The 24,188-nt window shown below is 49.6% G+C and carries 19 protein-coding genes and 1 pseudogene; 9 read left to right on the top strand and 11 right to left on the bottom strand.

The features are described 5' to 3' along the window. Positions 1 to 127: 127 nt before the first annotated feature. The 5 genes from ACJHVI_RS05060 to ACJHVI_RS05040 form a co-directional block, all read right to left on the bottom strand. Positions 128 to 1,525, bottom strand: a complete 1,398-nt coding sequence (locus ACJHVI_RS05060) for an SMI1/KNR4 family protein (RefSeq protein WP_483183561.1) — start codon at positions 1,523 to 1,525, stop codon at positions 128 to 130. Further along, positions 1,509 to 2,339 carry a PTS sugar transporter subunit IIA gene (locus tag ACJHVI_RS05055; RefSeq protein ID WP_483183560.1) on the bottom strand — a complete coding sequence of 277 codons (831 nt, stop codon included), beginning with the start codon at positions 2,337 to 2,339 and terminating at the stop codon, positions 1,509 to 1,511. Before ACJHVI_RS05055 ends, ACJHVI_RS05060 begins: the two co-directional genes overlap by 17 nt. 126 nt (positions 2,340 to 2,465) lie before the next feature. After that, a complete protein-coding gene (gene rimO, locus ACJHVI_RS05050; RefSeq protein WP_483183566.1) occupies positions 2,466 to 3,797 on the bottom strand; it encodes a 30S ribosomal protein S12 methylthiotransferase RimO in 1,332 nt (443 codons plus the stop codon). Between the two features lie 15 nt (positions 3,798 to 3,812). Then, positions 3,813 to 4,112, bottom strand: a complete 300-nt coding sequence (locus tag ACJHVI_RS05045) for a DUF3817 domain-containing protein (RefSeq protein ID WP_483183559.1) — start codon at positions 4,110 to 4,112, stop codon at positions 3,813 to 3,815. 133 nt (positions 4,113 to 4,245) lie between these two features. After that, positions 4,246 to 4,854, bottom strand: a complete 609-nt coding sequence (locus ACJHVI_RS05040) for an OmpA family protein (RefSeq protein WP_483183558.1) — start codon at positions 4,852 to 4,854, stop codon at positions 4,246 to 4,248. A 385-nt stretch (positions 4,855 to 5,239) separates the two neighbouring features. Between ACJHVI_RS05040 and xylB the strand changes: the two genes are divergently transcribed. Next, a complete protein-coding gene (gene xylB, locus ACJHVI_RS05035) occupies positions 5,240 to 6,685 on the top strand; it encodes a xylulokinase (protein WP_483183557.1) in 1,446 nt (481 codons plus the stop codon). Here the strand turns inward: xylB and ACJHVI_RS05030 are convergent. Next, positions 6,680 to 9,286: an ATP-binding protein gene (locus ACJHVI_RS05030; protein ID WP_483183556.1), complete on the bottom strand. Its 2,607-nt coding sequence runs from the start codon at positions 9,284 to 9,286 to the stop codon at positions 6,680 to 6,682. The two genes, xylB and ACJHVI_RS05030, sit on opposite strands and share 6 nt — an antisense overlap. A 141-nt stretch (positions 9,287 to 9,427) precedes the next feature. Here ACJHVI_RS05030 and ACJHVI_RS05025 point away from each other — a divergent pair, with 141 nt between their 5' ends. From ACJHVI_RS05025 to ACJHVI_RS05000, 6 genes and pseudogenes are all read left to right on the top strand, one after another. Beyond that, positions 9,428 to 10,966, top strand: coding sequence for a sugar ABC transporter ATP-binding protein (locus ACJHVI_RS05025; protein ID WP_483183555.1), 1,539 nt, complete (start codon positions 9,428 to 9,430; stop codon positions 10,964 to 10,966). A 21-nt stretch (positions 10,967 to 10,987) separates the two neighbouring features. Beyond that, complete coding sequence (locus ACJHVI_RS05020) at positions 10,988 to 11,959, top strand: ABC transporter permease subunit (RefSeq protein ID WP_483183554.1); 972 nt, start codon at positions 10,988 to 10,990, stop codon at positions 11,957 to 11,959. Between the two features lie 34 nt (positions 11,960 to 11,993). Beyond that, positions 11,994 to 12,923: an ABC transporter substrate-binding protein gene (locus tag ACJHVI_RS05015; protein ID WP_483183553.1), complete on the top strand. Its 930-nt coding sequence runs from the start codon at positions 11,994 to 11,996 to the stop codon at positions 12,921 to 12,923. A gap of 65 nt (positions 12,924 to 12,988) precedes the next feature. Then, positions 12,989 to 13,716, top strand: a pseudogene (locus ACJHVI_RS05010) (D-lyxose/D-mannose family sugar isomerase). Further along, positions 13,707 to 14,591 (top strand): ketose 1,6-bisphosphate aldolase, encoded by an 885-nt coding sequence (locus ACJHVI_RS05005; protein WP_483183552.1) that lies wholly within the window; start codon positions 13,707 to 13,709, stop codon positions 14,589 to 14,591. The pseudogene ACJHVI_RS05010 and the gene ACJHVI_RS05005 overlap by 10 nt, the downstream one beginning before the upstream one ends. Then, the gene (locus tag ACJHVI_RS05000; RefSeq protein WP_483183550.1) at positions 14,578 to 15,576 is read left to right on the top strand and encodes a carbohydrate kinase family protein; all 999 of its coding nucleotides are present in this window, start codon (positions 14,578 to 14,580) and stop codon (positions 15,574 to 15,576) included. The genes ACJHVI_RS05005 and ACJHVI_RS05000 overlap by 14 nt, the downstream gene beginning before the upstream one ends. Here the strand turns inward: ACJHVI_RS05000 and ACJHVI_RS04995 are convergent, their stop codons facing one another. Next, the gene (locus ACJHVI_RS04995) at positions 15,577 to 16,296 is read right to left on the bottom strand and encodes a response regulator transcription factor (protein ID WP_483183548.1); all 720 of its coding nucleotides are present in this window, start codon (positions 16,294 to 16,296) and stop codon (positions 15,577 to 15,579) included. A gap of 230 nt (positions 16,297 to 16,526) precedes the next feature. Here ACJHVI_RS04995 and mak point away from each other — a divergent pair, with 230 nt between their 5' ends. Both mak and gyrA read left to right on the top strand, forming a co-directional pair. Then, positions 16,527 to 17,435, top strand: a complete 909-nt coding sequence (mak, locus tag ACJHVI_RS04990) for a fructokinase (protein ID WP_483183547.1) — start codon at positions 16,527 to 16,529, stop codon at positions 17,433 to 17,435. A gap of 82 nt (positions 17,436 to 17,517) precedes the next feature. After that, a complete protein-coding gene (gyrA, locus tag ACJHVI_RS04985) occupies positions 17,518 to 20,097 on the top strand; it encodes a DNA gyrase subunit A (RefSeq protein ID WP_483183546.1) in 2,580 nt (859 codons plus the stop codon). Between the two features lie 305 nt (positions 20,098 to 20,402). Here the strand turns inward: gyrA and ACJHVI_RS04980 are convergent, their stop codons facing one another. From ACJHVI_RS04980 to ACJHVI_RS04965, 4 genes are all read right to left on the bottom strand, one after another. Then, positions 20,403 to 20,822, bottom strand: a complete 420-nt coding sequence (locus ACJHVI_RS04980) for an ACP-like domain-containing protein (RefSeq protein WP_483183545.1) — start codon at positions 20,820 to 20,822, stop codon at positions 20,403 to 20,405. 288 nt (positions 20,823 to 21,110) lie between these two features. Next, entirely contained in the window at positions 21,111 to 22,118 is a 1,008-nt protein-coding gene (fbp, locus tag ACJHVI_RS04975; RefSeq protein WP_483183544.1) for a class 1 fructose-bisphosphatase, read from the bottom strand. A 91-nt stretch (positions 22,119 to 22,209) separates the two neighbouring features. After that, positions 22,210 to 23,925, bottom strand: coding sequence for a phosphoenolpyruvate--protein phosphotransferase (gene ptsP, locus ACJHVI_RS04970; protein WP_483183543.1), 1,716 nt, complete (start codon positions 23,923 to 23,925; stop codon positions 22,210 to 22,212). Next, on the bottom strand, positions 23,925 to 24,188 hold the full coding sequence (locus ACJHVI_RS04965; RefSeq protein WP_483183542.1) for an HPr family phosphocarrier protein: 264 nt from the start codon (positions 24,186 to 24,188) through the stop codon (positions 23,925 to 23,927). The genes ptsP and ACJHVI_RS04965 overlap by 1 nt, the downstream gene beginning before the upstream one ends.

The raw sequence follows: 24,188 nt of genomic DNA, 5'->3' as shown, positions 1-24,188 counted from the left end.
AAACCAGTCAGCAAAGCGGTTTTTGAGGCTTCAATATCGGCACAAAAGTGCCGAATAATTTTTTTGAGATGATATGTGCTTAATTTACTGTTGTATCTCATTTTTCTAGTCTAACAGAATGATTCTGCTAGTCTAGAGCCTGTTTTATTATCATGCCGTTCAACCACGCCTCAGTTTCGACGATATTGCCGACGGCGGGGGCTTGGGGGAAGAGGTTGGGGTGGACAACCAGATCGATTGCGCCGCCGTAGCTGTCAATCACAAGATGATAGAAGACTTCGCCGCTCAGCGGATTTTCGCGCAATGCGGCGGCTTTGACGCTGCCGCTGATATAAGCTGTCGGCAGGACTTTTCCCTCGGCATTGTCTTGCGTTTCCTGCTGCATCAAGCCGATGGGAATAAAGGCTTGGGCGGCATAAGGCGTTTCCCTTTCGGCGGCGTTAAACGCCTGTTCATCGGCATAGAGGCTGATTCTGTGCGGGAAAGCGGTCAGCTGCACGCTGAATTCGATGCTTTTATCTCCGCTGTTATCCAGTGGGAATGTCTCGCGGATATGCTCGAAGCCCATCAGATTGAAGAGCAGGGGATAGAGTCCTTCCGGATTGTCCGCTTTGCTCGCGCTCTGTTCTGCCTCCGCCTGCGCCCAGGCGTAGCAGCTGCCGGCAAAGGGATTGTCTTGTGTATTTAGGTAGTGGTGGGCATGAATGCGGCGGCGGCTGTCGCCGAAGAAATGCGGCTCGAGGCTGTTGAAATCCTGTGCCTGATTGACGCTTACCCAGAGCGAGATACCAGCCGCCGTATCGCTTTCGCGGTAGCAATAATAATAGCCATTGGGCGTTTCAATGCTTTCAAGCGCTTGTGATTGCAGGGTTTCCAAGAGTGCTGCGAAATCGCTGTCGCTATGGATGGCAAAGCCGATATGGTCAAAGGCATTGTATTGCGCTTGCGGGGCGATAAATTCGCCCGATTCGTCCAGTATGCCGTATTCGTCCATCAAATCTTCAACCATGCCGAGCAGATTATCATTGTTTAAGCCCTCGTTTTCCGCCATAGAATCCAGCCATTGATTCAGATGATTAGCCGCAAGAACAGGCATATAGCCTTCGCTGTCTTCGTCGGGATGCAGCAGCATGATAACGGGGACGGCGGCTTGGCTATGGTCGAGGCAGAAAGTGCCGGCTTCATTGCGATAGAAGGGTAGCCATAGCGGATGCAGCAGGGTATTGGCAATGCCGTCTTCTGCGTTTTCAAGCGGATGCGTTTGCCAGTTCTCGCCAAAAGTCTGTGCCAGAAAATCCATGATAGCGGCGCGTGTGCGGATGATGTCTTCACAAGACAGCCATTGCGCATGGATTTCGCCGTCTTCAAAGTATTGCGCCGCACCGTCGGCGGTCAGCAGAAATTCCCGCCATTGCGAGTGCAGCGCGCAGCCGAGTGCTGCTTCCAAAGCGCGGATAGACGCTTCTTCGGCGGGCGGATGTAATTGAAAATCGCTGTCTTGCAAGGCATTAAGAATGGGGTTCATCTTGGCTGCGTTTCTGTAGGTAAGGGATGGTTTTGTCTAAACAGAGAGCCCACTGCTCTTTGTCGTATTCGGGAAAGATAATCGGGCTGACGGTGCTGATGTGTCGGCGCAGGAAGTCCCAATCGACTTGCAATAAGGCCTGCCCTGCGCTGATGCGCTTATTGATGCCGACTAAGAGGCGGATGCCTTCGCCGCGCAGTTTGATGCTGTCGATGCCGATATGGATCAGGATTTCCGTGCCGTTATCGGCGCGGATGCCAATCGCATGTTTGGTGGGAAAAATGGCGATGATGCTGCCGTTGACGGGCGAGCGTACTTCGCCATCGCTAGGCTCAATCGCAAAGCCGACGCCCATGTCGCCATGCGCGAAACTTTCTTCCGGCACGGCGCTCAGCGGCAAGATGTCGCCATTGATGGGCTGCTGCCATTCCAACGGAATGGGATTTGCAGGAAGTGCTTTGCTGCGAGGCGGTGTTGAGGTATTTTCAGCAGCGCTGTCGGCACGAAAGAGGCGGCCCAGATTGCGCCAGAGTTTACTAAAACCCGTATTCGGATTTTCCGCCATGACGGCTTCAAAGGCGGCATAGGCGGTTTTGATATGCTCCGCACCAAAGACGATTTGAAATTGTCCGGCATTGAAAAAATAGCCTTTAATCAAGGGTTCTTGGTCTAGGAGTTCTTGGCGGATATGGCTTTCATTGTGCAAAACAAGACGCAGGCGCAGCGCGCAATGCGTGGTGGAGGCGATATTGTCTTTACCTACCGCCTCAATGACACATCGCGCGGCGCGGCGAAATTCCGCATGGCTTGGCATAAATGTAGCTCCTCAGCTGATTCTTGTGATGTTCGGGCGCATCATGGCATGTTCGCATCTTTGTTGCAAGCCTGCTGCGACGCTGTCGGCAGGGAATAAAAAGCCGCTTCAATGAAGCGGCGCTGTTTAATAGACTTCGGCAAACAGGTCGTGTTCGTCGGCATCGTGGATTTCCACATGCAGGAGTTGTCCTTTTTCTGCACCTTCGATGTGGCTGATATACACCACGCCGTCGATTTCGGGCGCATCATAGAGGCTGCGGGCAATCGCACTTTGGCTGTCTTCGTCGATTTCGTCTATCAATACCGGCATCACGCTGCCGATTTTGGCTTCCAATAAGCGGCGGCTGACTTCATCATGTTTTTGCATAAAGCGCGCCAGCCGTTCTTGTTTGACTTCTTCCGGCACAGCATCGGGCAAGGCATTGGCGCTGGCGCCTTCTACGGGCGAGTAGACAAAGCAGCCGGCGCGGTTGATTTCCGCTTCGTCAATGAAATCCAGCAGTTCTTGGAATTGGGCTTCGGTTTCGCCGGGAAAGCCGGTAATGAAGGTACTACGGATGGCAATGTCGGGGCAGATCTCGCGCCATGAGCGGATGCGCTCGAGGGTACGCTCGATATTGCCGGGGCGGCGCATGGCTTTGAGAATCTCGGGATTGGCATGTTGCAGGGGAATATCCAGATAGGGCAGGATTTTGCCTTCCGCCATCAGGGGAATGAGTTCGTCAACATTGGGGTAGGGATACACATAATGCAGGCGCACCCATACGTCTAATTCGCCCAAGGCTTTGCAGAGTTCGAATAAACGCGATTTGACCGGTTTGCCGCCCCAGAAATCCAGTTTGTGTTTGATGTCGGCGCCGTAGGCGGAGGTGTCTTGCGAGACGACCAGCAGTTCTTTCACGCCCGATTTAGCCAACGCTTCCGCTTCGCGCATCACATCGCCGGCACTGCGGCTTTGCAGGCGTCCTCGCATGCTGGGAATGATGCAGAAGCTGCATTTGTGGTCGCAGCCTTCGGAGATTTTCAAATAGGCGTAATGGCGCGGCGTGAGGCGTAGTCCGATATCCGGCACGAGATCAATGTGCGGGTTTTTTGCCGGTTTCGGCACGGCTTGATGCACGGCTTGCATCACGAATTCATAGGCTTGCGGCCCTGAAATTGCCAGTACGCCGGGATGGAGTTCGCGAATCATCTCGGGTTTGACGCCCAAACAGCCGGTGACAATCACGCGTCCGTTGGCATCCAGCGCTTCGCCGATGGTGTTCAGCGATTCCGCCACGGCTTCGTCGATAAAGCCGCAGGTGTTGACGATGACGACATTGGCATCGTCATAGTTATTGACGATGCGGTAGCCGTCGGTGGAGAGTTGCGTGAGAATGCGTTCGGAGTCCACAAGGGCTTTGGGACAACCCAGGCTGATAAAGCCGACGGAGGGAGAGGATGTGTTCATGATGATGTATTTTTGTAGATATTAGAGCGTATCGAGGCGCGCTTGGCGGCGTTTGACATACCATTCAAAGGCAAAAGTGCCGAAAGGAATGACGGAGGCGAAAAGACCTGCCAGAAAAATCAACAATGACCAGCGGTTCACATGCGCGGCGGGAATGAGGGCAAGGATGTAGGCGAGGAATAAGCCGCCGTGCGTCCAGCCACCGTAATAAACGGGCAGATGCTGACCGCCGTAGTATTTCAAAGGCATGGCGACAAAAATCAGAAATAAGAGCGACAGCCCTTCCAAAATGGCAATAATGCTAAAAATGCGGTTAATCATAAGGTCTTAAGGCTAAAAATAGGGCGCGGATTATAGCGGAAAATAGTATTGGGCGGAATGATTTCAGCAAAATAGGGAGAATGAAAAACCCCGCTGAGCGGGGTTTGGTGGGATTAGGCATATCCACTAAAAATTACTGGGTAACAACACCAGCAGTAGGTTGTTGAACGCTGCGCTCAACAACGCCGTCAACAGTGATGTCAACACGGCGGTTTTGTGCACGGCCTTGGGCAGTGTCGTTAGAGGCAACAGGGTTGCGCTCGCCATTGCCATAGGCTTCAATGATTGTGCTAGGTACGCCGTTTTCAATCAGGAAGTTGCCGACAGCAGCGGCACGACGCTCAGACAATTTTTGGTTATAAGCATCAGAACCTTTAGAGTCGGTGTTACCTACAACAGTGATTTTTTGTACGTTAGCGCCGCGAGAGTTTAATTCTTGCGCCAATTGTTGAATGGCTGCTTTGCCTTCAGGCTTCAATACGGCTTTGTCGAAATCGAAGTAGGTGTCGGCAGATAAGGTAACCACTTGACGTTCTGCTACTTGCTGAACAGGTTGCGGTTGTGCAGGAGCATCGCCGCAGCCGGTCAAGTTGCGGTTAGCCATAACGGTAACGCATTCGCCAAAGTTATTTTTGACAAGGATTTGAGTGTCTGCATTAGACGTCAAATTTTCCAGTTGTTGTGCAGAAGCGTAGCTTGCGCCAGCAAGTACGGCAACTGCAAGCAGTTGTTTCAGTTTCATTATGTTCTCCCAAATTAAACAAAAACTTGCAAGTTCATTGTTTGCGAGGGGGTAAAACTACCCACCGCAGCGCATCATAAGCTGTTTGTCGTAAAAATGCAAAGAGAAAGTATTAAAAATGCAACTTTATTGCTTGGGGTTTGTTGTTTTAATGATACAAATACTTTTCAGATTTGGGAAAAAAGGCTTATTTGTCTAGAAAAACAAAATCAGGTATGAGGATTTTTTATGTTTGCAAACCCACTTGCCCGATAGATGGCACAATTCTAAAATAAACATGTTTCTATAGTCGGAGAAGTGGAAAAGTTAGTACAAGACGAGCCAACGCCGTAATACTTTTTCAATTCTTCGACTATGGCGAATTTTTGCAAATAAGGAGCGGCTTATGTATATCGGCATTGATCTTGGAACTTCCGGAGTAAAAGCGGTTTTGCTGGATGAACAACAGAATATTCTTGCGATTGTGCAGCAGTCTTTGGCGATTGCCCGTCCGCAGCCTTTATGGTCGGAGCAGCAGCCTGAGGATTGGTGGCAGGCGGTGGAAGAGGTGATGCGGCAGTTGGCAGATACACAAGACTTATCCGCGGTGAAAGCCATCGGCTTAACGGGGCAAATGCATGGCGCGACTTTGCTGGATAAGGCGGATCGTGTTTTGAGACCGGCGATATTGTGGAACGACGGGCGCAGCGATTCGGAATGTCGGGAATTGGCGCAAATGCTGCCCAATGCTGTCGAAATCACGGGGAATTTGATGATGCCGGGCTTTACTGCGCCTAAATTAAAATGGATTGCCAAGCATGAGCCTGAGATTTTTGCTCAAATTGCAAAGGTTTTGCTGCCGAAAGATTATTTGCGGCTAAAGATGACGGGAGAGTATGCCTCGGATATGTCCGATGCTTCAGGTACGATGTGGTTGGATGTCGGTAAGCGCGATTGGAATGAAGATTTGTTGGCAGCCTGCGGATTGACGCTGAATCATATGCCGAAATTATTTGAGGGCAATCAAATTACGGGCTATTTGCTTAAGGAATTGGCGGATAAATGGAAGATGCCGTCTGTGCCGGTGGTTGCGGGCGGCGGCGATAATGCTGCCGGTGCGGTAGGTATCGGTTTGCATAGGGCAGGGCAGGCAATGCTTTCCCTCGGTACTTCCGGCGTTTATTTGGTTGTGAGCGACAGTTTTATCGCGAATCCGCAAAAAGCGGTGCATAGTTTTTGTCATGCTTTGCCGGCGCGTTGGCATTTGATGTCGGTTATTTTAAGCGCGGCATCGGCGGTGGATTGGGTGAAAAATCTGACGCATACGGCGGATGTGGCGACTTTGTTTCAAGAGATTGAACAGAGCGGGGTGCGTTCGGAGGCGGTTTTTCTGCCCTATTTGTCCGGCGAACGTACGCCGCATAATGATGCTTATGCCAAAGGGGTGTTTTGGGGTTTGGGTCATAATGACAATGCAACGACAATGGCGAAAGCGGTGGTGGAAGGCGTGAGTTTTGCTTTGGCCGACGGTATTGATGTGCTGCATGAAACGGGGCTGGAAAGTGAGAGCATTACGCTTATCGGCGGCGGAGCAAAGAGCGCGTATTGGCGCCAGCTCTTGGCGGATATTAGCGGAAAAACTTTGGAATACCGCAGCGGGGGCGATGTCGGACCGGCATTGGGCGCGGCGAAATTGGCGCAAATTGCCTTGCATCGGCATGAGGATATAGCGAGTTTTTGTCAGCCCTTGCCTTTGGAAGCGGTTTATCGGCCGCGCGAATCTTTAAGCGCGTTTTACGCGGAGAAACGTGCGAAATACGCAGCGCTGTATCAGCGTTTGAAAGGTTTATAGGCGGCGCAAACGCGCCAATAAGTCTTCTTGTTTGAAGGGTTTATTGATAAGTGCAAACTCGCTGAGCCGGCTGATGTATCGGGTGTGGTTGCCGGTCATTAAGAGTATTTTGATTGACGGCATTTCGGATTTGAGTTGATTGGCCAAATCGATGCCCGTCATTTTGCCGTTGAGGACGATATCGGAGAGGATGTAGCCCGGCGGCGAATGGCAATCCTGCAAATATGCCAATGCCTGCTCGGCATTTTCTACGCTTATCGTGCGATAACCGCTTTGATTGAGTTGTTCTTGCAAGGTTTCTCGCAATTCGGCTTGGTCTTCTATCAATAATAGGGCGGCTGTTTTTTCTTCCGCCGCCTGTTCTTTGAGGCTTTGCGCGGCTAAATGCGGCGCTTGCGCAGCAATAGGCAATTGCAGATGAATGTTTGTACCGACGCCTAATGCGGATTCTACTTCCACTCTCCCTTTGGACTGGCGGATAAAGCCGTAAACCATAGATAGACCTAGGCCGCTGCCTTTGCCGTTTTGCTTGGTGGTAAAAAAGGGTTCAAAAATATGCGATAAGGTGTCGCTGTCCATGCCGCAGCCGTTATCGCTGATGGAAAGCTGAATCATCTGTTCGCTTTTGTGGGTGCGCTGAATAAGGCGTTCTTGCGTGCGGATTAGGATTTCGCCTTCGCCGTTCAAGGCGTCTTTGGCATTGAGCAGCAGATTGACTAGGGCGGTTTCCAGTTGGTTTTTGTCCATATATACGGGCGGCAAATGTTCGTCGAGGTGCAAATTCAGCTTAATGATTGGCGGCAGGCTGTGTTTCATAAAATCGGAAAATTCCAGCAGCAGGCGGTTGATGTCCAAAGCGCTGGGGTTTAATGGTTGTTTGCGGGCATAGGCTAAGAGGCGTTGGGTAAGCGTGGCGCTGTTTTCCGCCGCTTTTAAGGCGCGTTGCAGACGTTTCCTCTGTTTTTCGCTGAGACTGCCGGTGTCGATGAGGTCTAAATTGCCGATGATGACGGCTAGTAAATTATTGAAATCATGCGCGATACCGCCGGTTAGATGTCCGATGCTGCGCATTTTCTGACTATGCGCCAAATCGAGTTCCAATTTTTTGCGCTGGGTACGGTCAATTAAAAACGCGACCAAGCCGCCATCTTGCAGGGCGCTAATCCGCCATTCCAAAATCTGCTGTTTATAGTCGATTTCCAGCGGTTCCTGCTCGCTGCGGATTTCGCGCAGCGCATCTTCGTTTAGCACTTGTCCGCTGCCGTAAATGCTGCCTTGCTGTTGCTGCAAAAAAGCCGCCAGTTGTGAGAAGTTCATAGCGATTTGTTCGGTATCCAAATGCAGCAATTCGATGAATTGGCGGTTGTAGGAAATCAGCTCGTCTTGCGGATTGAAAATCGCCAAACCGTCGCGCATGGCGAAGAAGGTGCGTTCCAGCAATTCGCTTTTCTCTTTTAAGAGGGCATCGGCATGGTCCAGTTTCAGCACATTTTGCTGGAAAATATAAAATGCCCGCGCCAATTCGCCGATTTCATCTTGACGCTGCTGCTGCGGCACTTGTATGGCTTTATCTCCTTGCGATAAACGGGTCAGGGCTTGGGTAATGGAATATAGGCGGTTGCCGAATAGATGATAAATATAGCCGCCCAGAATACATATCAGCGCAATGGTAAACAGTGCGGTCAGCAGGATTAAGACAATTTGCTTGGATAGTGCGATTTGAATTTGTTTCGAATTTTCATTTACTTGTATGATTTTATCCTGTGCCAGACGGCTGTAGTCGCCATCAATTTTGGCGACCAGAAAATCGATTTGGAAAGTCAGAAACTGAATCCGCTGGTTGATGGCTTCCAATTGGTAGGCGGCTTGAATAATGTGGGCAAATTCCTGTTCTATTTTTTGCCATTCCTGCTGAATATCGGGTTGTTTTTGTTCGGGCAGAAAATTAAAGACCGAGCGGATGGCAATGAAGGTTTCGGATGAAAACGAACCTTTGGTGGCGGTTTCTATCAGGGTTTGAATTTGGCTAAACGGCGATGCGGCTGCCGAAGCAGCGGTATGGTGCGAGATTTCGGGCAGAGCAGAGGCGCTGCGTTTTTCCAAGCGCTTGATGTGTTCCAAATACAGCAGGGATTGATTGAGTTTGCTGATGATGGTGGTGTTTAAGACATGGCGCTGATGAGTCTGCTGCAATAAATCTTGTACGCTGTTTTCCAGCAATTCAAGGGAATGAATGATATCGGCAAATTGGCTTTGTTCCGCTTCGCCGTACTGCCTGCCTTCTTCTAGATATTGATGCACTTGCTGCAAATGCGATGCCAGTTGTGCCGATGCTTCTTGGTATTCCAAAGCGCGTACCGTTTCGCGCAGCCTGTTGGCGTAAGTGGAGATTTGCGTGATTTTTACTCCGAGGGTCATCGATAAGAACATTTGGCTGAGGGAGCGTTCACGCAAATTAGACAGGGAATGGTAGGTGGAATGAAGCCCTGCTGCCGACATGATGCTGATAGAGCTTACGAGTAGCACCGCCAGCGCCACAAAAGCGATGAGGCGCAGTTTTACGCTGTAGGTTTTTTTAGAGAAGCGGGGTGTTTGCATCATTTTTTCGCCATAGTGTTTTCTTGGATTCTAAGCCTTGTCGCTCGGCGGATTATGACAAATATGAACGGATGTTTAACATTTTCTGTTCATAAAGCTGTGTTTTACTGGGCGTCCATCAAATAGCCTTGAGAGACATTAAGCATGGAAGACGCCGTTAATTCTATCGCCAACGATAGCGCCCCGATGAACGGTAGCGCACCCTTATTGGAAATGCGCCAAATTGCCAAGCGTTTCGGGGATTTTTATGCTTTGCAAGCGGTCGATTTAGATGTTTATTCGGGCGAAATCCATGCCTTGATGGGGGAAAACGGCGCGGGCAAAAGTACGCTGATGAAGATTCTCGCCGGCGCCTATGTCGCCACTTCGGGCGAAATTAAGATTGGCGGGGAGATTTTTCCGATTGCTTCGCCCAAAGATGCGATTCGTGCGGGCATTACCCTCATTTATCAGGAAATTCATCTGTCGCCGAATTTGACGGTTGCCGAGAATATTTTCTTGGGGCGCGAAATCAAAACGCTGTTCGGCTTAAACCGCAAACAGATGGAGGCAGAGTCCCAAGAGGTTTTAGACCGTTTGGGGGCGCAATTTTTTGCGCATCAGAAAGTCTCTTCTTTAACGATTGCTGAGCAGCAGCAAGTAGAAATTGCCCGCGCTTTGCACCGTAAAAGCCGCATTTTGGTCATGGACGAGCCGACGGCGGCGCTGTCTTCCCGCGAAACCGAAAAGCTCTTCGCATTGATTAAAAAGCTGCGTTCCGAAGGTTTGGCGATTATTTATATCAGCCACCGCATGGCGGAAATCTACGAGCTGGCGGATAGGGTCAGCGTGCTGCGCGACGGCAAATATGTCGGTTCTTTGGTGCGCGAAAACCTGAATTCCAACACGCTTGTACAGATGATGGTAGGGCGTCCTTTGACGGATTTGTTCAATAAGGAAAAAGTGCCGGCGGGCGAAGAAGTGATTCGCATCGAAAATCTCGGCGACGGCAAGAAAGTCAAAAATGCGTCGCTGACGGTCAAAGCCGGCGAGATTGTCGGTTTGTCGGGCTTGGTCGGTGCCGGACGTTCGGAATTGGCGCATTTGCTTTTTGGAGCAAGCCAGCCGACGCAGGGAAAAATCTATCTCAATGGCGCGGAAATCCGCTTTAAATCGCCGCGGGATGCGATTGCCCAACGTGTCGCCTTATTACCTGAAAACCGCAAAGAAGAAGGTTTGTTCCTTGATATGAACGTGTTTAAAAACGTGATTATCGCTACGCTGGAACGCGATGCCACTATGATGATTGTCAATCAGAAAAAGGGCAAACAGGATACCGAGCAGGCGATCAATAATCTGCATATCCGCGTACCCAATGCCAATGTGGAGGTGAGCGGTTTGTCCGGCGGCAATCAGCAAAAAGTTCTCTTGTCCCGCTGGATGGCGATTCAGCCGAAACTGTTTATTTTGGATGAACCGACGCGCGGCGTAGATGTGGGGGCGAAAAGCGAGATTTATAAAATGATGACCGAAATGGCGAAGCAGGGCGTGGCAATTTTGATGATTTCTAGCGAGTTGCCTGAAATCGTAGGCATGAGCGACCGTGTTTACGTGATGCGCGAAGGGGAAATTGCGGGCGAAGTCGCCGGGCAGGATATTAAGCAAGAACACATCATGGCGCTGGCTTGTGGTGTAAGCATCTAATTTTGCAGTAAGGAGTAAAAAATGGACAATGTTGTCGCGAAACCAAATTTGAAAAAGTCGGTCTTAGCCGATGCCATGCAAGCCATGGGTATTTTGCCTGTGCTGGTGCTGATTGTGGTGGTTTTTTCTTTTATCGCGCCGAATTTTATGACCGAAGCCAATATCATGAATATTACGCGGCAGGCATCGATTAATATCGTTTTGGCGGCTGGCATGACTTTCGTGATTTTAACCGGCGGCATCGATTTGTCCGTAGGTTCGATATTAGGCGTTACTGCCGTTTTGGCGTTGGTGAGTTCTTTAAATCCCGCCATCGCGCATTTTGCCGTTCCGATTGCTTTGCTCGCCGGTTTGGGTATGGGGGTGTTTAACGGTTTGTTAGTGGCCTATGCCGGATTGCCGCCTTTCATCGTGACGCTCGGCACTTATACCGCGCTGCGTGGCTTCGCTTATTTGGCGGCGGATGGCACCACAGTCATTAATTCCAATATCGCTTTTGCTTGGATTGGCAACGGTTATCTCGGTTCGGTGCCTTGGTTGGTGATTATCGCTTTTGCCGTGATTGCGGTCTGTTGGTTTATTCTGCGCCGCACCACCTTGGGCACACATATTTATGCGGTCGGCGGCAATTTGCAGGCTGCCCGTCTGACAGGGGTTAAAGTTTCCTTCGTCCTGATTTTCGTTTATGCCGCCAGCGGTTTATTGTCCGGCTTGGGCGGCGTGATGAGCGCTTCGCGTTTGTACAGCGCTAACGGCAATCTTGGCGTCGGTTATGAATTGGATGCGATTGCTGCCGTCATTTTGGGCGGTACGAGTTTTGTCGGCGGTATCGGCACGATTACAGGCACCTTAGTCGGCGCCCTGATTATCGCGACATTGAATAACGGAATGACATTGATGGGCGTGTCCTATTTTTGGCAACTCGTTATTAAGGGCGCTGTGATTATCGTGGCGGTATTAATCGACAAATACCGTACGCGCAAATCAAATTAGCACTTTTTTAACTACTCTCAACAGGAGATTCTGTATGCAATTAAAAATCTTAGTCATCTCTGCCATGCTCGCTGCCGCGCCTTTTGCACAAGCGAAAGAGTTAACATCCATCGGGGTAACCGTGGGCGATTTGGCTAATCCGTTCTTCGTGCAAATCGCAAAAGGAGCAGAGTTGAAAGCCAAAGAATTGGCGGGCGACAAAGTGAATGTCACCTCGGTTTCCAGCGGCTACGATTTAGGTCAGCAAGTAGCTCAAATCGATAATTTCATTGCCGCCAAAACTGATATGATTATTCTGAATGCGGCGGATTCCAAAGGCATCGGTCCTGCGGTGAAGCGGGCGCGCGATGCCGGCATTGTTGTGGTTGCGGTGGATGTGGCGGCTGACGGCGCGGATGCCACCGTAACATCTAACAATTACCAAGCAGGCGAAATCGCTTGTCAAACGATTGTGGATACCATCAATGCTAAAGGCAATGTGGTGATTATCAACGGCCCGCCGGTATCTGCCGTGCAAGACCGCGTGCAAGGCTGTATGGATGTCTTGGCAAAATATAAAGACATCAATCTCTTGTCCCATAATCAAAATGCGAAAGGCAGCCGTGAAGGCGGTTTGGAAGTGATGACTTCTTTGCTTATCGCCCATCCGAAAATCGATGCGGTATTTGCCATCAACGACCCGACCGCTATCGGCGCGGACTTGGCGGCGAAACAAGCACAACGCAAAGAGTTTTTCATTATGGGCGTAGACGGCTCTCCTGACGGCGAAGATGCTTTGAAGCAGGCGGACAGTTTGTTCAAAGGCACGCCGGCACAAGATCCGCAAGTCATGGCGGCGGAAGCGGTGCAAATCGGCTACGATATTTTGCAAGGCAAAGCGGCGCCGGAAAAACCCGTCTTGATTCCGGTGACCTTAATTAATCGCGATAACATCAAAGATTACAAAGGCTGGACAGTAAAATAAGCTTTAAGGCATAAGCCGTTGCCTTGTGCAACGGCTTAACGATGCAATCAAACAGTAAATAAGGGATGTGTTGCCGAAAAACAGACAGGAACATTTCTTTACAGGAGATAAGAATGAAACGCTCCGAAATCAATCAGGCAATTAAAGACGCCAAGCAAATCATGGCGCAATACCGTTTTTCCTTGCCGAAATTTGCCGAATTTTCTGCAAAAGACTGGCAGACATTTTCCTTAGAGCCGTATGCGGAAATATTAGAATCCAATTTGGGCTGGGATGTGACCGATTTTAATTTGGGCAATTTTGCGCAAACAGGATTAACCTTGTTTACTTTGCGCAATCAATCTGAAAAAAACGGCAAACCCTATGCCGAAAAAATTATGCTGGTCAAGCAAAATCAAGTTACGCCGATGCATTACCATTGGAAAAAAATGGAAGATATTATCAATCGGGGCGGCGGCGTTTTAAGCCTGCAATTATATAAGCGCGATGAAACCACGGATTTGTTGGACGAGGTATCCGCCATTGAAGTCAGCATAGACGGCGAAAGACGGCAAATTGCCGCCAGCGACAAAATCCGCCTGCATCCCGGACAGAGCATTTGTCTGCGCCTACGCTTTATCACAGCTTTTGGGCGGAAGAGGGTGATGTTTTGGCGGGCGAAGTCTCGATGGCGAACGACGATCTTACCGACAACCGTTTTTTAGATCCGCTGGGACGTTTTTCCACCATTGAGGAAGACGAAGCCCCTATCCATTTGCTTTGCAGCGATTATAAGGAGTTTTTATGCCGCTGATTAATTTGAAAGATATGCTTGCTCTTGCCGCAGAACACAAATTTGCCGTAGGCGCCTTTAATGCGATTGATTCGAACTTTATCGATGCGGTATTTGCCGCCGCTCAAGAGCGGCAATCGCCCGTCATTATCAATGTGGCGGAAGTGCATTTGCAATATATCGATTTGTCTTCGGCTGCCGAATATATCAAAAAGAAAGCGCATCAAGCCGGCATTCCCGTGTGCCTGAATTTAGATCACGGCTTAACCCTGCCGACGATTAAAGCGGCAATCGATTGCGGATTCTCATCGATTATGTTTGACGGCTCTTCATTGCCGTATGAAAACAATATCCGCCAAACTCGAGAAGTGGTGGAATTGTGCCGTCCTTATAATATTTCTGTTGAAGGCGAGCTTGGCGCAGTCGGCGGCGACGAAGGCGGCGCATTGGAAAGTAGCGCGGATGCCGCCTTATATACCAAAGTCGAAGAAGCAAAAGCATTTGTCGAGCAGACGGGCATTGATGCGCTTGCCGTTGCTATTGGCAATACGCATGGCAAATATAAAGGCGAGCCGAAGCTCGATTTTCAGCGTTTGGAAGACATCAATAAAGCCGTCGGCATTCCTTTGGTGCTGCACGGCGGTTCGGGCATCAGCGCAGAAGATTTCCGCAAAACGATCGAACTTGGCATTTGCAAAATCAATTTCTTTACCGGCATGTCGCAGGCGGCATTGGACAGCTTAGCTGCCAGCATGAAGGCGGCGGAATCCAGCGGAAAATATAATCAATATTTGATTATCATGGCGCATATGCAACAGGCGGTTCGCCAAACGGTCGCCGAACAAATGCACATTTTCAACAGCGTGAATAAAGCAGGGCATTATGCAGGAACGTAAGGGAATTCTGGCGCTGGGGAATTTATTAGTCGATCGCACCTTAGTCATCTCGGAATATCCCAAAGAAACGATGCTGGCGACCATTTCGCAGATGGGGCTATATTGCGGCGGCGGCTGCACCAATGTTTTATTCAATTTAGCCAAACTGGATGCCGAGCTGCCGCTGTTTTTAAGCGGCGCTATCGGTAAAGACAGCGAAGGGCAATTTATTTTGCGGCAAGCGCAAAAATATAAAGTGGCATTAAGCGCGCTCATAGAAAGCGAGTTACCCACATCATTTACCGATGTGATGATTAACAGTCAAAACGGAGAGCGTACTTTTTTCCACTATATCGGGGCGATGCAGCATTATGACGCGCAAGCGGTGGCGGCGATTGATTGTGATGCCAAAATCGCGCATATCGCCTATTTGCCGCTGCTGCCGGCATTATTGGATGTAGCGGTATTGAAAGAGACGCTCCTTACGCTGAAAGAAAAAGGTTTTTTAATTTCCATCGATTTGGTTTCTGTCGAAAATCAGCAGATTTTTACCGATGTGATTCTTCCGGTGCTGCCCTATGTCGATATTGTGATTATTAATGATGTCGAGGCGAAAAGTTTGACCGCCGCGAAGCAGACGGCTTCTACGGAAAAAGATTTGATAATGGCGGCGCAAAACATTATGCGCTTAGGCGTGAAGCAGGCGGTGGTCGTGCATTCGCCGAAATATGCGGCAGCCTGCGATTGGCAGGGCAATGCTTTGGCACTGCCTTCCTATTGGGTGGAAAAAGACAAAATTGTCAGCACCTTAGGAGCAGGCGATGCCTTTTGCAGCGGCGTTTTGTACGGATTGCATGAGAATCTGCCTTTGCAGGAAACATTGCAGCTGGGGCATGGCTTGGCTTATTTCAATTTGTTTTCCGTTTCCGCAACCGAAGGCGCAGTCGATTATCCGCGCTTAAGGGATTTTATCCGCCATCAATCGCTATCAGGTATTGGGCTTTGATTATTCTGATTTTTCTACCGAATAATTGAACATATAGCCAATGCCGCGTACCGTTTGGATAAAAGTAGGTGCTTTCGGATTCGGCTCGATTTTTTTGCGTAGGCGCATAATCAGCACGTCAATCGTGCGGTCGAAAATTTCCAAGTTTTCGCTGTGCGTTAATTCCAGCAATTGCTGGCGGGACAGGGCTTTTTGCGCATGGGAGAGTAAAGTGAACAGCAGCAGGTATTCCCCTTGGGTGAGTTCGATTTCCTGCCGCTGCGGCGAATACAATTTATGTTTATCGGTATCTAAAAACCATTGTTGAAAACGCCATCCCTGCTGCTGCGGCGACGGACAGCTTTGCGGTTGGCCGCGGCGAATGGCGGCTTTGGCGCGAGCGACCACGACGCGCGGATAAAAAGGCTTGGTAATATAATCGTCTGCGCCCATTTCCAAGCCTACCACTACGTCGGATTCCGCGTTTAAGCCGCTTAACATGATAATCGGCGTATTGACGAGGTTTTTGAGCTGTTGCAGCAACACAAGCCCGTTGATATCGGGCAGGATAAGGTCTAAAAAAATCAGTTGGAACTGCTGACCCGTGCTTAATAAAGCCAATGCCGCCTGCCCGCTTTGCACACAGCTCACCTGATAGCCGTACTCTTCAAAAGTATCGCTGAGCAGCTCGCACAGCGAAATATCGTCGTCAATCACTAAAATAGACATGGAAGGCGGCATGAAAGGTATCCCAAAGAGGTGTGTTAAAAATACAAGTATATAAAACATTGGTATAAAATCCTATGTTTTATCAAATGGACTGGTTACTCATCAACAATTCCTGTTGGTTGAAGCCTTTTCTTCAGGCAGGATAATATGCGAGAGAAGTATGACCTTTTCTCATTCAGGGCAGCACATAGAAAATAGTCTAAGTGTCGTTCTGTGTGTTGAAACATCATAAAGGAGCAATTATGCGTATCGGTATTGATTTGGGCGGTACAAAAATCGAGGTAATCGCTTTGAGCGACAGCGGCGAGGAATTATTCCGCAAACGGATTGCCACGCCTCGCGGTTCGTATCCCGAGACCTTGGCGGCGATTAAAAGTTTGGTCGATGATGCCGAAGCGGCGACCGCTCTGCACGGCACGGTCGGCATCGGCATTCCCGGTACGATTTCGCCTTTCACGGGTAAGGTGAAGAATGCCAATTCCGTTTGGCTGAACGGGCAGGCATTGGATGCCGATTTGAAGGCGCTCTTGGGGCGCGAGGTGCGTATCGCCAATGATGCGAATTGCATGGCGGTATCCGAGGCGACCGACGGTGCCGGTGCGGGTAAAAAAGTGGTGCTGGCATTGATTTTAGGCACGGGCAGCGGTTCGGGGATTGTGATTGACGGCAAACCTTGGAACGGCGCGAACGGTATCGGCGGCGAATGGGGGCATAATGAATTGCCTTGGCAGGATGAGGAGGAGCGTTCGCATAATGTGCAATGTTATTGCGGAAAATACCGCTGCGTGGAGCAGTTCGTATCGGGCACGGGCTTGTGCGATGATTATGAACGCCGCAGCGGTCGGCGTTTAAAAGGCAATGAAATCAGCGCGCTTGCCGAGCAGGGCGATCCGATTGCCGAGCAATCGCTGCAAGCCTACGAGCGCCGCTTGGCAAAAGCCTTGGCGGCTTATGTGAATACGCTTGATCCTGATGTGGTGGTGCTGGCAGGCGGCGTCTGCAATATTGATCGTCTGTATCGAAATGTGCCGCCTTTGGTAAACGAATATATTTTCGGACGCGAATTTTTCACGCCTATCAAAAAAGCCTTGCACGGCGATTCGAGCGGCGTGCGCGGTGCGGCTTGGTTGTGGGGCGTGAATGAAGGCTGATGCGCCTTTCGGCTCAGAAAAAACGGCGCCGACGTGCTAAAATAGCGCGTTATTTTTAGAGATTCAGCAAAAGAGAAGTCAAATGAGTGATTTTGCCAAAGAAGTTCTCCCTATCAATTTAGTCGATGAGATGCGCAGCTCTTATTTGGACTATGCGATGAGCGTGATTATCGGGCGTGCTTTGCCTGATGCGCGCGACGGTTTAAAGCCTGTGCATCGCCGTGTGATGTATTCCATGCATCAAAACGGCAATGCTTGGAATAAGAAATATGTGAAATCGGCGCGGGTTATCGGGGATGTGATGGCGAGTTACCATCCGCATGGCGACAGCGCGATTTATGACACTTTGGTGCGCATGGCGCAGCCTTTTTCTCTGCGTTATCCGCTGGTAGACGGACAAGGCAACTTCGGCTCGATTGACGGCGACCCTGCGGCGGCGCACCGCTACACCGAAGCGCGTATGGCGAAAATCGCCCATAGTTTGATGACGGATATTGAAAAAGAAACGGTCGATTTCACGCCAAACTATGACGGCAGCCAGTTGGAGCCGGTGGCTTTACCCGCGCGTTTTCCGAATTTATTGGTCAATGGCAGTTCCGGCATTGCGGTGGGCATGGCGACCAATATTCCGCCGCATCATTTGGGCGAAACGATTGACGCTTGTCTGCATTTGCTTGCCAATCCGCAGGCCGATACCGCGACTTTGATGCATCATTTGCCCGGCCCTGATTTTCCCACCGGCGCGATTATTAACGGCGCGAAGGGGATTCGCGAGGCTTACGAGACCGGCAAGGGACGGATTTATATCCGCGCCAAAACCCATATTGAGGGCGATGAGGGCGGCAAGCAGGCGATTATCGTCGATGAATTGCCGTATCAGGTCAATAAGGCGAATTTGCTGAGTAAAATCGCGGATTTAGTCAAGGAAAAGAAAATCGACGGCATTACTGCTTTGCGTGATGAGTCGGATAAAGACGGCATTCGCATGGTGATTGAATTGCGCCGCGGCGAAGTGGCGGAAGTGGTGCTGAATAATCTGTTCCAACTCACGCAATTGCAAATCGTCTTTGGCATCAATATGATGGCTTTGGTCGGCGGACAGCCGAAATTATTGTCATTAAAAGAAGTCTTGCAGGTATTTTTGGCGCACCGCCGCGAAGTGGTTACGCGCCGCACGATTTTTGAGCTGCGCAAGGCACGCGAACGTGCGCATATTTTGGAAGGCTTGTCGGTGGCTTTGGCGAATATTGATGAAGTCATTGCTCTGATTCGCGCTTCCAGCGGGCCGGCGGAAGCCAAAGAAGCCTTGATTAGCCGCGTTTGGCGCCCTGGTCAGGTTGTCGATATGCTGGAAAGAGCAGGCGCGGAAAATTCGCGCCCCGACGGCTTGGCGGCAGAGTATGGCTTATTGGCGGACGGCTATCATTTGTCGCCGGAGCAGGCGCAGGCGATTTTAGATTTGCGTTTGCACCGCCTAACGGGGCTGGAACAGGATAAGATTCTTGAAGAGTTCCAAGAAATTTTAAGCAATATCGAAGATTTGCTTGAAATCTTGCAAGTGCCGGAGCGTTTGCAGGCGGTTATACAGGAAGAATTGCTGGAGATTAAAACCCAATTTAATGATGTGCGCCGCACCCACATTTTAGACACGCATCTGAATTTAAGTTTGGAAGATTTGATTGCCGAAGAAGACCGCGTGATTACCTTATCCCATGAAGGCTATATCAAAGCCCAGCCTTTGAGCGATTACGAAGCGCAGCGGCGCGGCGGCAAGGGAAAATCGGTTACGGCAGTCAAAGACGAGGATTTTGTCGAGCAATTGTTTGTGGCGAATACGCACGACACCATGCTGTGCTTCTCCAACAAAGGGAAAGTCTATTGGCTGAAAGTTTACGAATTGCCGCAGGCAGGACGACAGGCAAAAGGCAAACCGATTGTCAATCTACTGCCCTTTGAAAAAGACGAGCGCCTGAATGCCGTGCTGACCACGCGGGAATATCCTGAAGACCAATTCCTATTCTTCGCTACTAAGGCGGGAACGGTGAAAAAAACGCCTTTGTCCGAATATTCCCGTCCGCGTGCCAACGGCATCATTGCCATCAATCTGAGCGAAGACGACGAATTGGTAGATGTGGAAATTACCGACGGCAAGCAGGACATTATGCTATTTTCCAATGCAGGAAAATCCGTGCGCTTTAATGAAGAGGACGTGCGCAGCATGGGACGCGGTGCCGGCGGTGTACGCGGTATGCGTTTGGAAGATGATCAGCGCGTCATTGCCCTATGCGTAGTCAAAGAAGAGGGCGCGATTCTGACGATTACCGAAAACGGCTACGGCAAACGTACGCCGATTAGCGATTACCCGACAAAAGGTCGCGGCGGCAAAGGCATTTTGTCGATTATGTGCAGCGAGCGCAACGGAGAAGCCGTGTATGCGGTGCAAGTGGAGGAAGACGAGCATATCATGCTGGTTACTAATAACGGCACTTTGGTGCGTACGCGTGTGGCGGAAATTTCTACCAGCGGACGCAATACGCAGGGCGTGCGCCTCATTCGCACCAGTGAACAGGAAAAACTGATTGCAGTGGCGAAAATCATTGCCGAGCAAGGCGGCGACGAAGAGAACGATGCCGAGGATGGCAGCGATGCGGAGAATGCCTAAGCCTCTGCCTATTCTGTTGATATGGTAAATTTATGGCAAAATTAATCATTTTTTAATCGGGTAGGTCGGATACTTGTATCCGACATTACTTAAAACATAAATTTGTCGGATTCAAGAATCCGACCTGCTTCTTTATAAATTAGTAGGTTAGGTGTTTATGCCCAACACAATTCATCATGATGTGTGCTTTCAGGCATAAATGCCTAAGCTAAGGTTAAAAATATAATGTTCTTCTTTGTCATGAACTGACTATAAAACTGACACATAAAAAAACAGCCGTTCGGCTGTTTTTTTATGTTCGGCAATTAGCCTTTGATTTTGCGCGTTTTGACGACGTGGCAATCTTTATGCGTGATTTCATCGCCAGGGTTTTGTATCATTGATAAATATATTTTATGGTAATTGTTTAACTCCATATAATCAGTACTTAGACGCCAGTTGTTTTCACTTTCCCCAAAAAAAGTACCATCAATGCTAGAGTGAACGAGATTAATTGGCATAAAACGCGTTTTTCCATTTAAAAAGGCTTCCGCATATGTAGGTAATTTTTGCACGTTAAATCCATAGTTTACGACTAAGTTTCCGCCTTGTCGGCAAGAATAGCTGACTTCGCGTATTTTGACGGTATCGGCATCGGCTTGCGCGGCATCGGTTGCCATATCGCTTTGCGCCATGCTCATGGAGCTGGCAGCTAACAGTGTAGAAACTAATAATTTTTTCATCATTATTCCTTTTTCATTAAATATTTTTTACTGCAATATATAGTCGGTTCATAGCAAAGACGAATGCTTGAAATGCTAGGTTTCCTATTGTTTGAGCCAGTACATAAAAAGCGTGTTTTATTTTGACCTGAATTGACTATAATTGCAGGCATTAAAATAACACGCTTTGATTAGTTAGTGTATTAAAAATGCTTAGAATTCTTTAATTAACAAAATGAAAATATATTGCGCCTTTTGAACCGCCTAGCGATTTTTAGGTAAAGCAATTATAGACGGTTATTTTTTATATGATTATTCATCGGGATAATCTTGGATGAATTGCATGACATTTTCTACCATGTGCTGCGAGCCTGTAAAGAAAGGGCTGCGCTGATGCAGGCTTTGCGGTTGGATGTCAAGAATGCGCTGTTTGCCGTCAGTGGCTAAGCCGCCGGCTTGTTCGGCAAGGAATGCCATCGGATTACATTCGTAATTAAGCCGCAATTTTCCTTGCGGATAGCTGCTGGCTTGCGGATACATATAAATACCGCCTTTGAGCATGTTGCGGTGAAAATCGGAGACTAAGGAGCCGATATAGCGCGATTTATAGGGGCGATTCTCCTGCGGGGCTTCTTCTTGGCAGTATTTGATGTATTTTTTCACGCCTTGCGGGAAGCGTACATAGCCGCCTTCATTGACGGAATAAATGCTGCCTTGTTCGGGAATGCGGATATTTTCATTCGATAACAAGAATATGCCTAGCGAAGGGTCGTAAGTAAATCCGTTTACGCCGTTGCCGGTGGTGTAAACCAGCATGGTGGAAGAACCATAGACGACATAGCCGGCGGCGACTTGGCGGCTGCCGGGCTGCAAGAAGTCTTCCAGCGTGACGGGGCTGCCGATGGGGGTTACGCGGCGGTAGATGGAGAAAATCGTGCCGACGGCGACATTGACGTCGATATTGGACGAGCCGTCGAGCGGGTCGGTAAGAATGATGTATTTGGCGTTTTTGCCGCGTTCGGTATTAAAAGCGATGAAGTTTTCTTCTTCTTCGGAGGCAAAGCCTGCCACATCATCGCGCATAAAAAGGGCTTTTTTAATCGTTTCATGGGCAAGAACGTCGAGTTTTTTTTGCTGTTCGCCTTGTACGTTTTCTGCGTCGGCATCGCCGAGGACGTCATTGATAAGCCCTGCTTTGTTGATGTCACGGTGGAGGAATTTGGCGGAGAGTCTGATGGCAGATAAGATGCCTGACAATGAGCCTTTGGCTTCCGGATATTCGCTTTGTTTTTCAATAATGAATTCGCCTAAACTTTTCATGATGCCTTCCTTTGAAAATGATTGCGGCGTTTATTGTAGCGCAGGGAATAAAAAACCGCAGAGGATTTCTGCGGTTTTGCTGTGAAAATGCTTAAGGAAGACGTTGATGAAGCAGTTGGCGTACGGCAATGCCGTCGTCTAATTGCAAGGCTTCTTCAAGCAAGGCGCGACAATCTTTGGCGCTCAATTGACGGATGCGGTGCTTAACGGCAGGAACGCCGCGACCTGAAACGGAGAGTTCGTGGAAGCCCATGCCGATTAAAAACGGTGTGGCTTCAATTTGTCCGCCCATTTCGCCGCAGACGCCGATTTCAATGCCGGCGGCATGCGCGGCATCTACCGCCATTTTCATGGCACGCAAGACGGCAGGGTGCAAGCTGTCGTAAAGCGAGGAGATTTTCGTATTGCCTCGGTCTGCGGCAATGATGTATTGCGTCAGATCGTTTGTGCCGATACTGAAGAAATCGGCATGTTTGGCCAATTGCGGCGCAATCAGGACGGCGGCAGGCGTTTCAATCATAATGCCGATTTTGATGTCGGGATTACAGGCTTTGCCTTCCGCCTGCAAAGCGGCGACTTGCGTGGCGACTTCATGGCGCACGAACAAAATTTCATCGACATTGCTGACCATGGGAATCATGATTTGCAGATTGCCATGAACCGCAGCACGCAGGGCGGCACGGATTTGTACGTCAAAAACATGGCGCATTTCATCGTAAATGCGTACGCCGCGCCAGCCTAGGAAAGGATTTTCTTCATGGGGGAAGTTGAGATAAGGCAGGGGTTTGTCGCCGCCGATATCGGCTAAGCGCAAAATCAATTGGCGTTCGCCCAAATGCTCTGCTGCTTGTTTGTAGGCCTGATATTGCGCTTCTTCGCTGGGCGCGCTGTTGGCGCTCATGAATAAGAATTCGCTGCGGAATAAGCCGATACCTTCGCTGCCATTGTCTTCGACAAGGTGCAAATCCTTGGGCGAACCGATGTTTGAATACAGTTTGATGGTCTGTCCGTCGGTCGTGGTGGCAGGTTGATGAAGCAGGGCGGCATATTCGGCCTGCAATTGCGCTTCCACTGCTGCTTTTTGACTGAATTGCGCTTGTGTGGCTTCATCAGGTTGCACGATGATTTCGCCGCGGCTGCCGTCAAGCAAAATGCTTTCGCCGTTTTGCACTTGTTCTAAAACGTCGCTGATGCCCATCACTGCCGGTAAGCCGATGTTGCGCGCTAAAATCGCCACATGGCTGGTCAAGCCGCCGCCTGCCAGAACGAAGCCGCGCACGTTTTTGGGATTGAGCTGTGCGGTTTCGCTAGGGCTTAGGTCTTGAGCGAAAATAATCGTATCGGCAGGCGCGTCGCCTAAAGAGGCAAAGGGCATATTATTGAGCGCGAGCAATAAATTTTTTTGCAGGTCTTCAAATTCCGCCGCGCGTTCTTTGAGGTAATCGTCGTCTAAGGCGCGCATGGTGGCGGCGGCTTGATCGAGATATTCTTTAACGGCTCTGGTGGCGCTGTATTGTTCGTCTTTCATCAATGCCAGTACGTCTTGCTCGAATTCTTCGTCGCGCAAGAGTTCGATATGGCTGGAAAAGATTTCGGCTTCCTCTTCGCCTTGTTCCGCCAGCACTTTTTCATACAGGCTTTGCAGATGTGCTTCTACCGTATTTTGCGCATGGCGGAAGGCTTCAATTTCTGCTTCGGCATTATCGCTGGCTTGGAAATGGATTGCAGGGCTTTGGGGGATGAATATCCAAACATTGCCTGCCGCAATGCCCGGAGAGGCGGCAAGCCCCTTTAATTGACGGTTCATTATTCTTCTAAGGTGTTGATGTATTCAACAATCGCAGCTAATGCGGCGTCTTCGTCCGCGCCGTTGGTTTCAACCGTCAATACGTCGCCTTGGCTTAAGCCCGCTTGCAAGAGTTTCATCAGCGATTTGGCATTGTAGCGTTCGCCGGCTTTGATGAGGGTCACTTCACTTTCGTAGCCTTTGGCCAATTGGACTAATTGCTTGCCGGGACGAGCGTGTAAACCTGCCGGGTTGGTTAATGTGACTTGTTGTTCTTTCATCAT

Source organism: Suttonella sp. (genome assembly GCF_056855035.1).
This window is presented reverse-complemented; position numbering and strand designations above follow the sequence as displayed.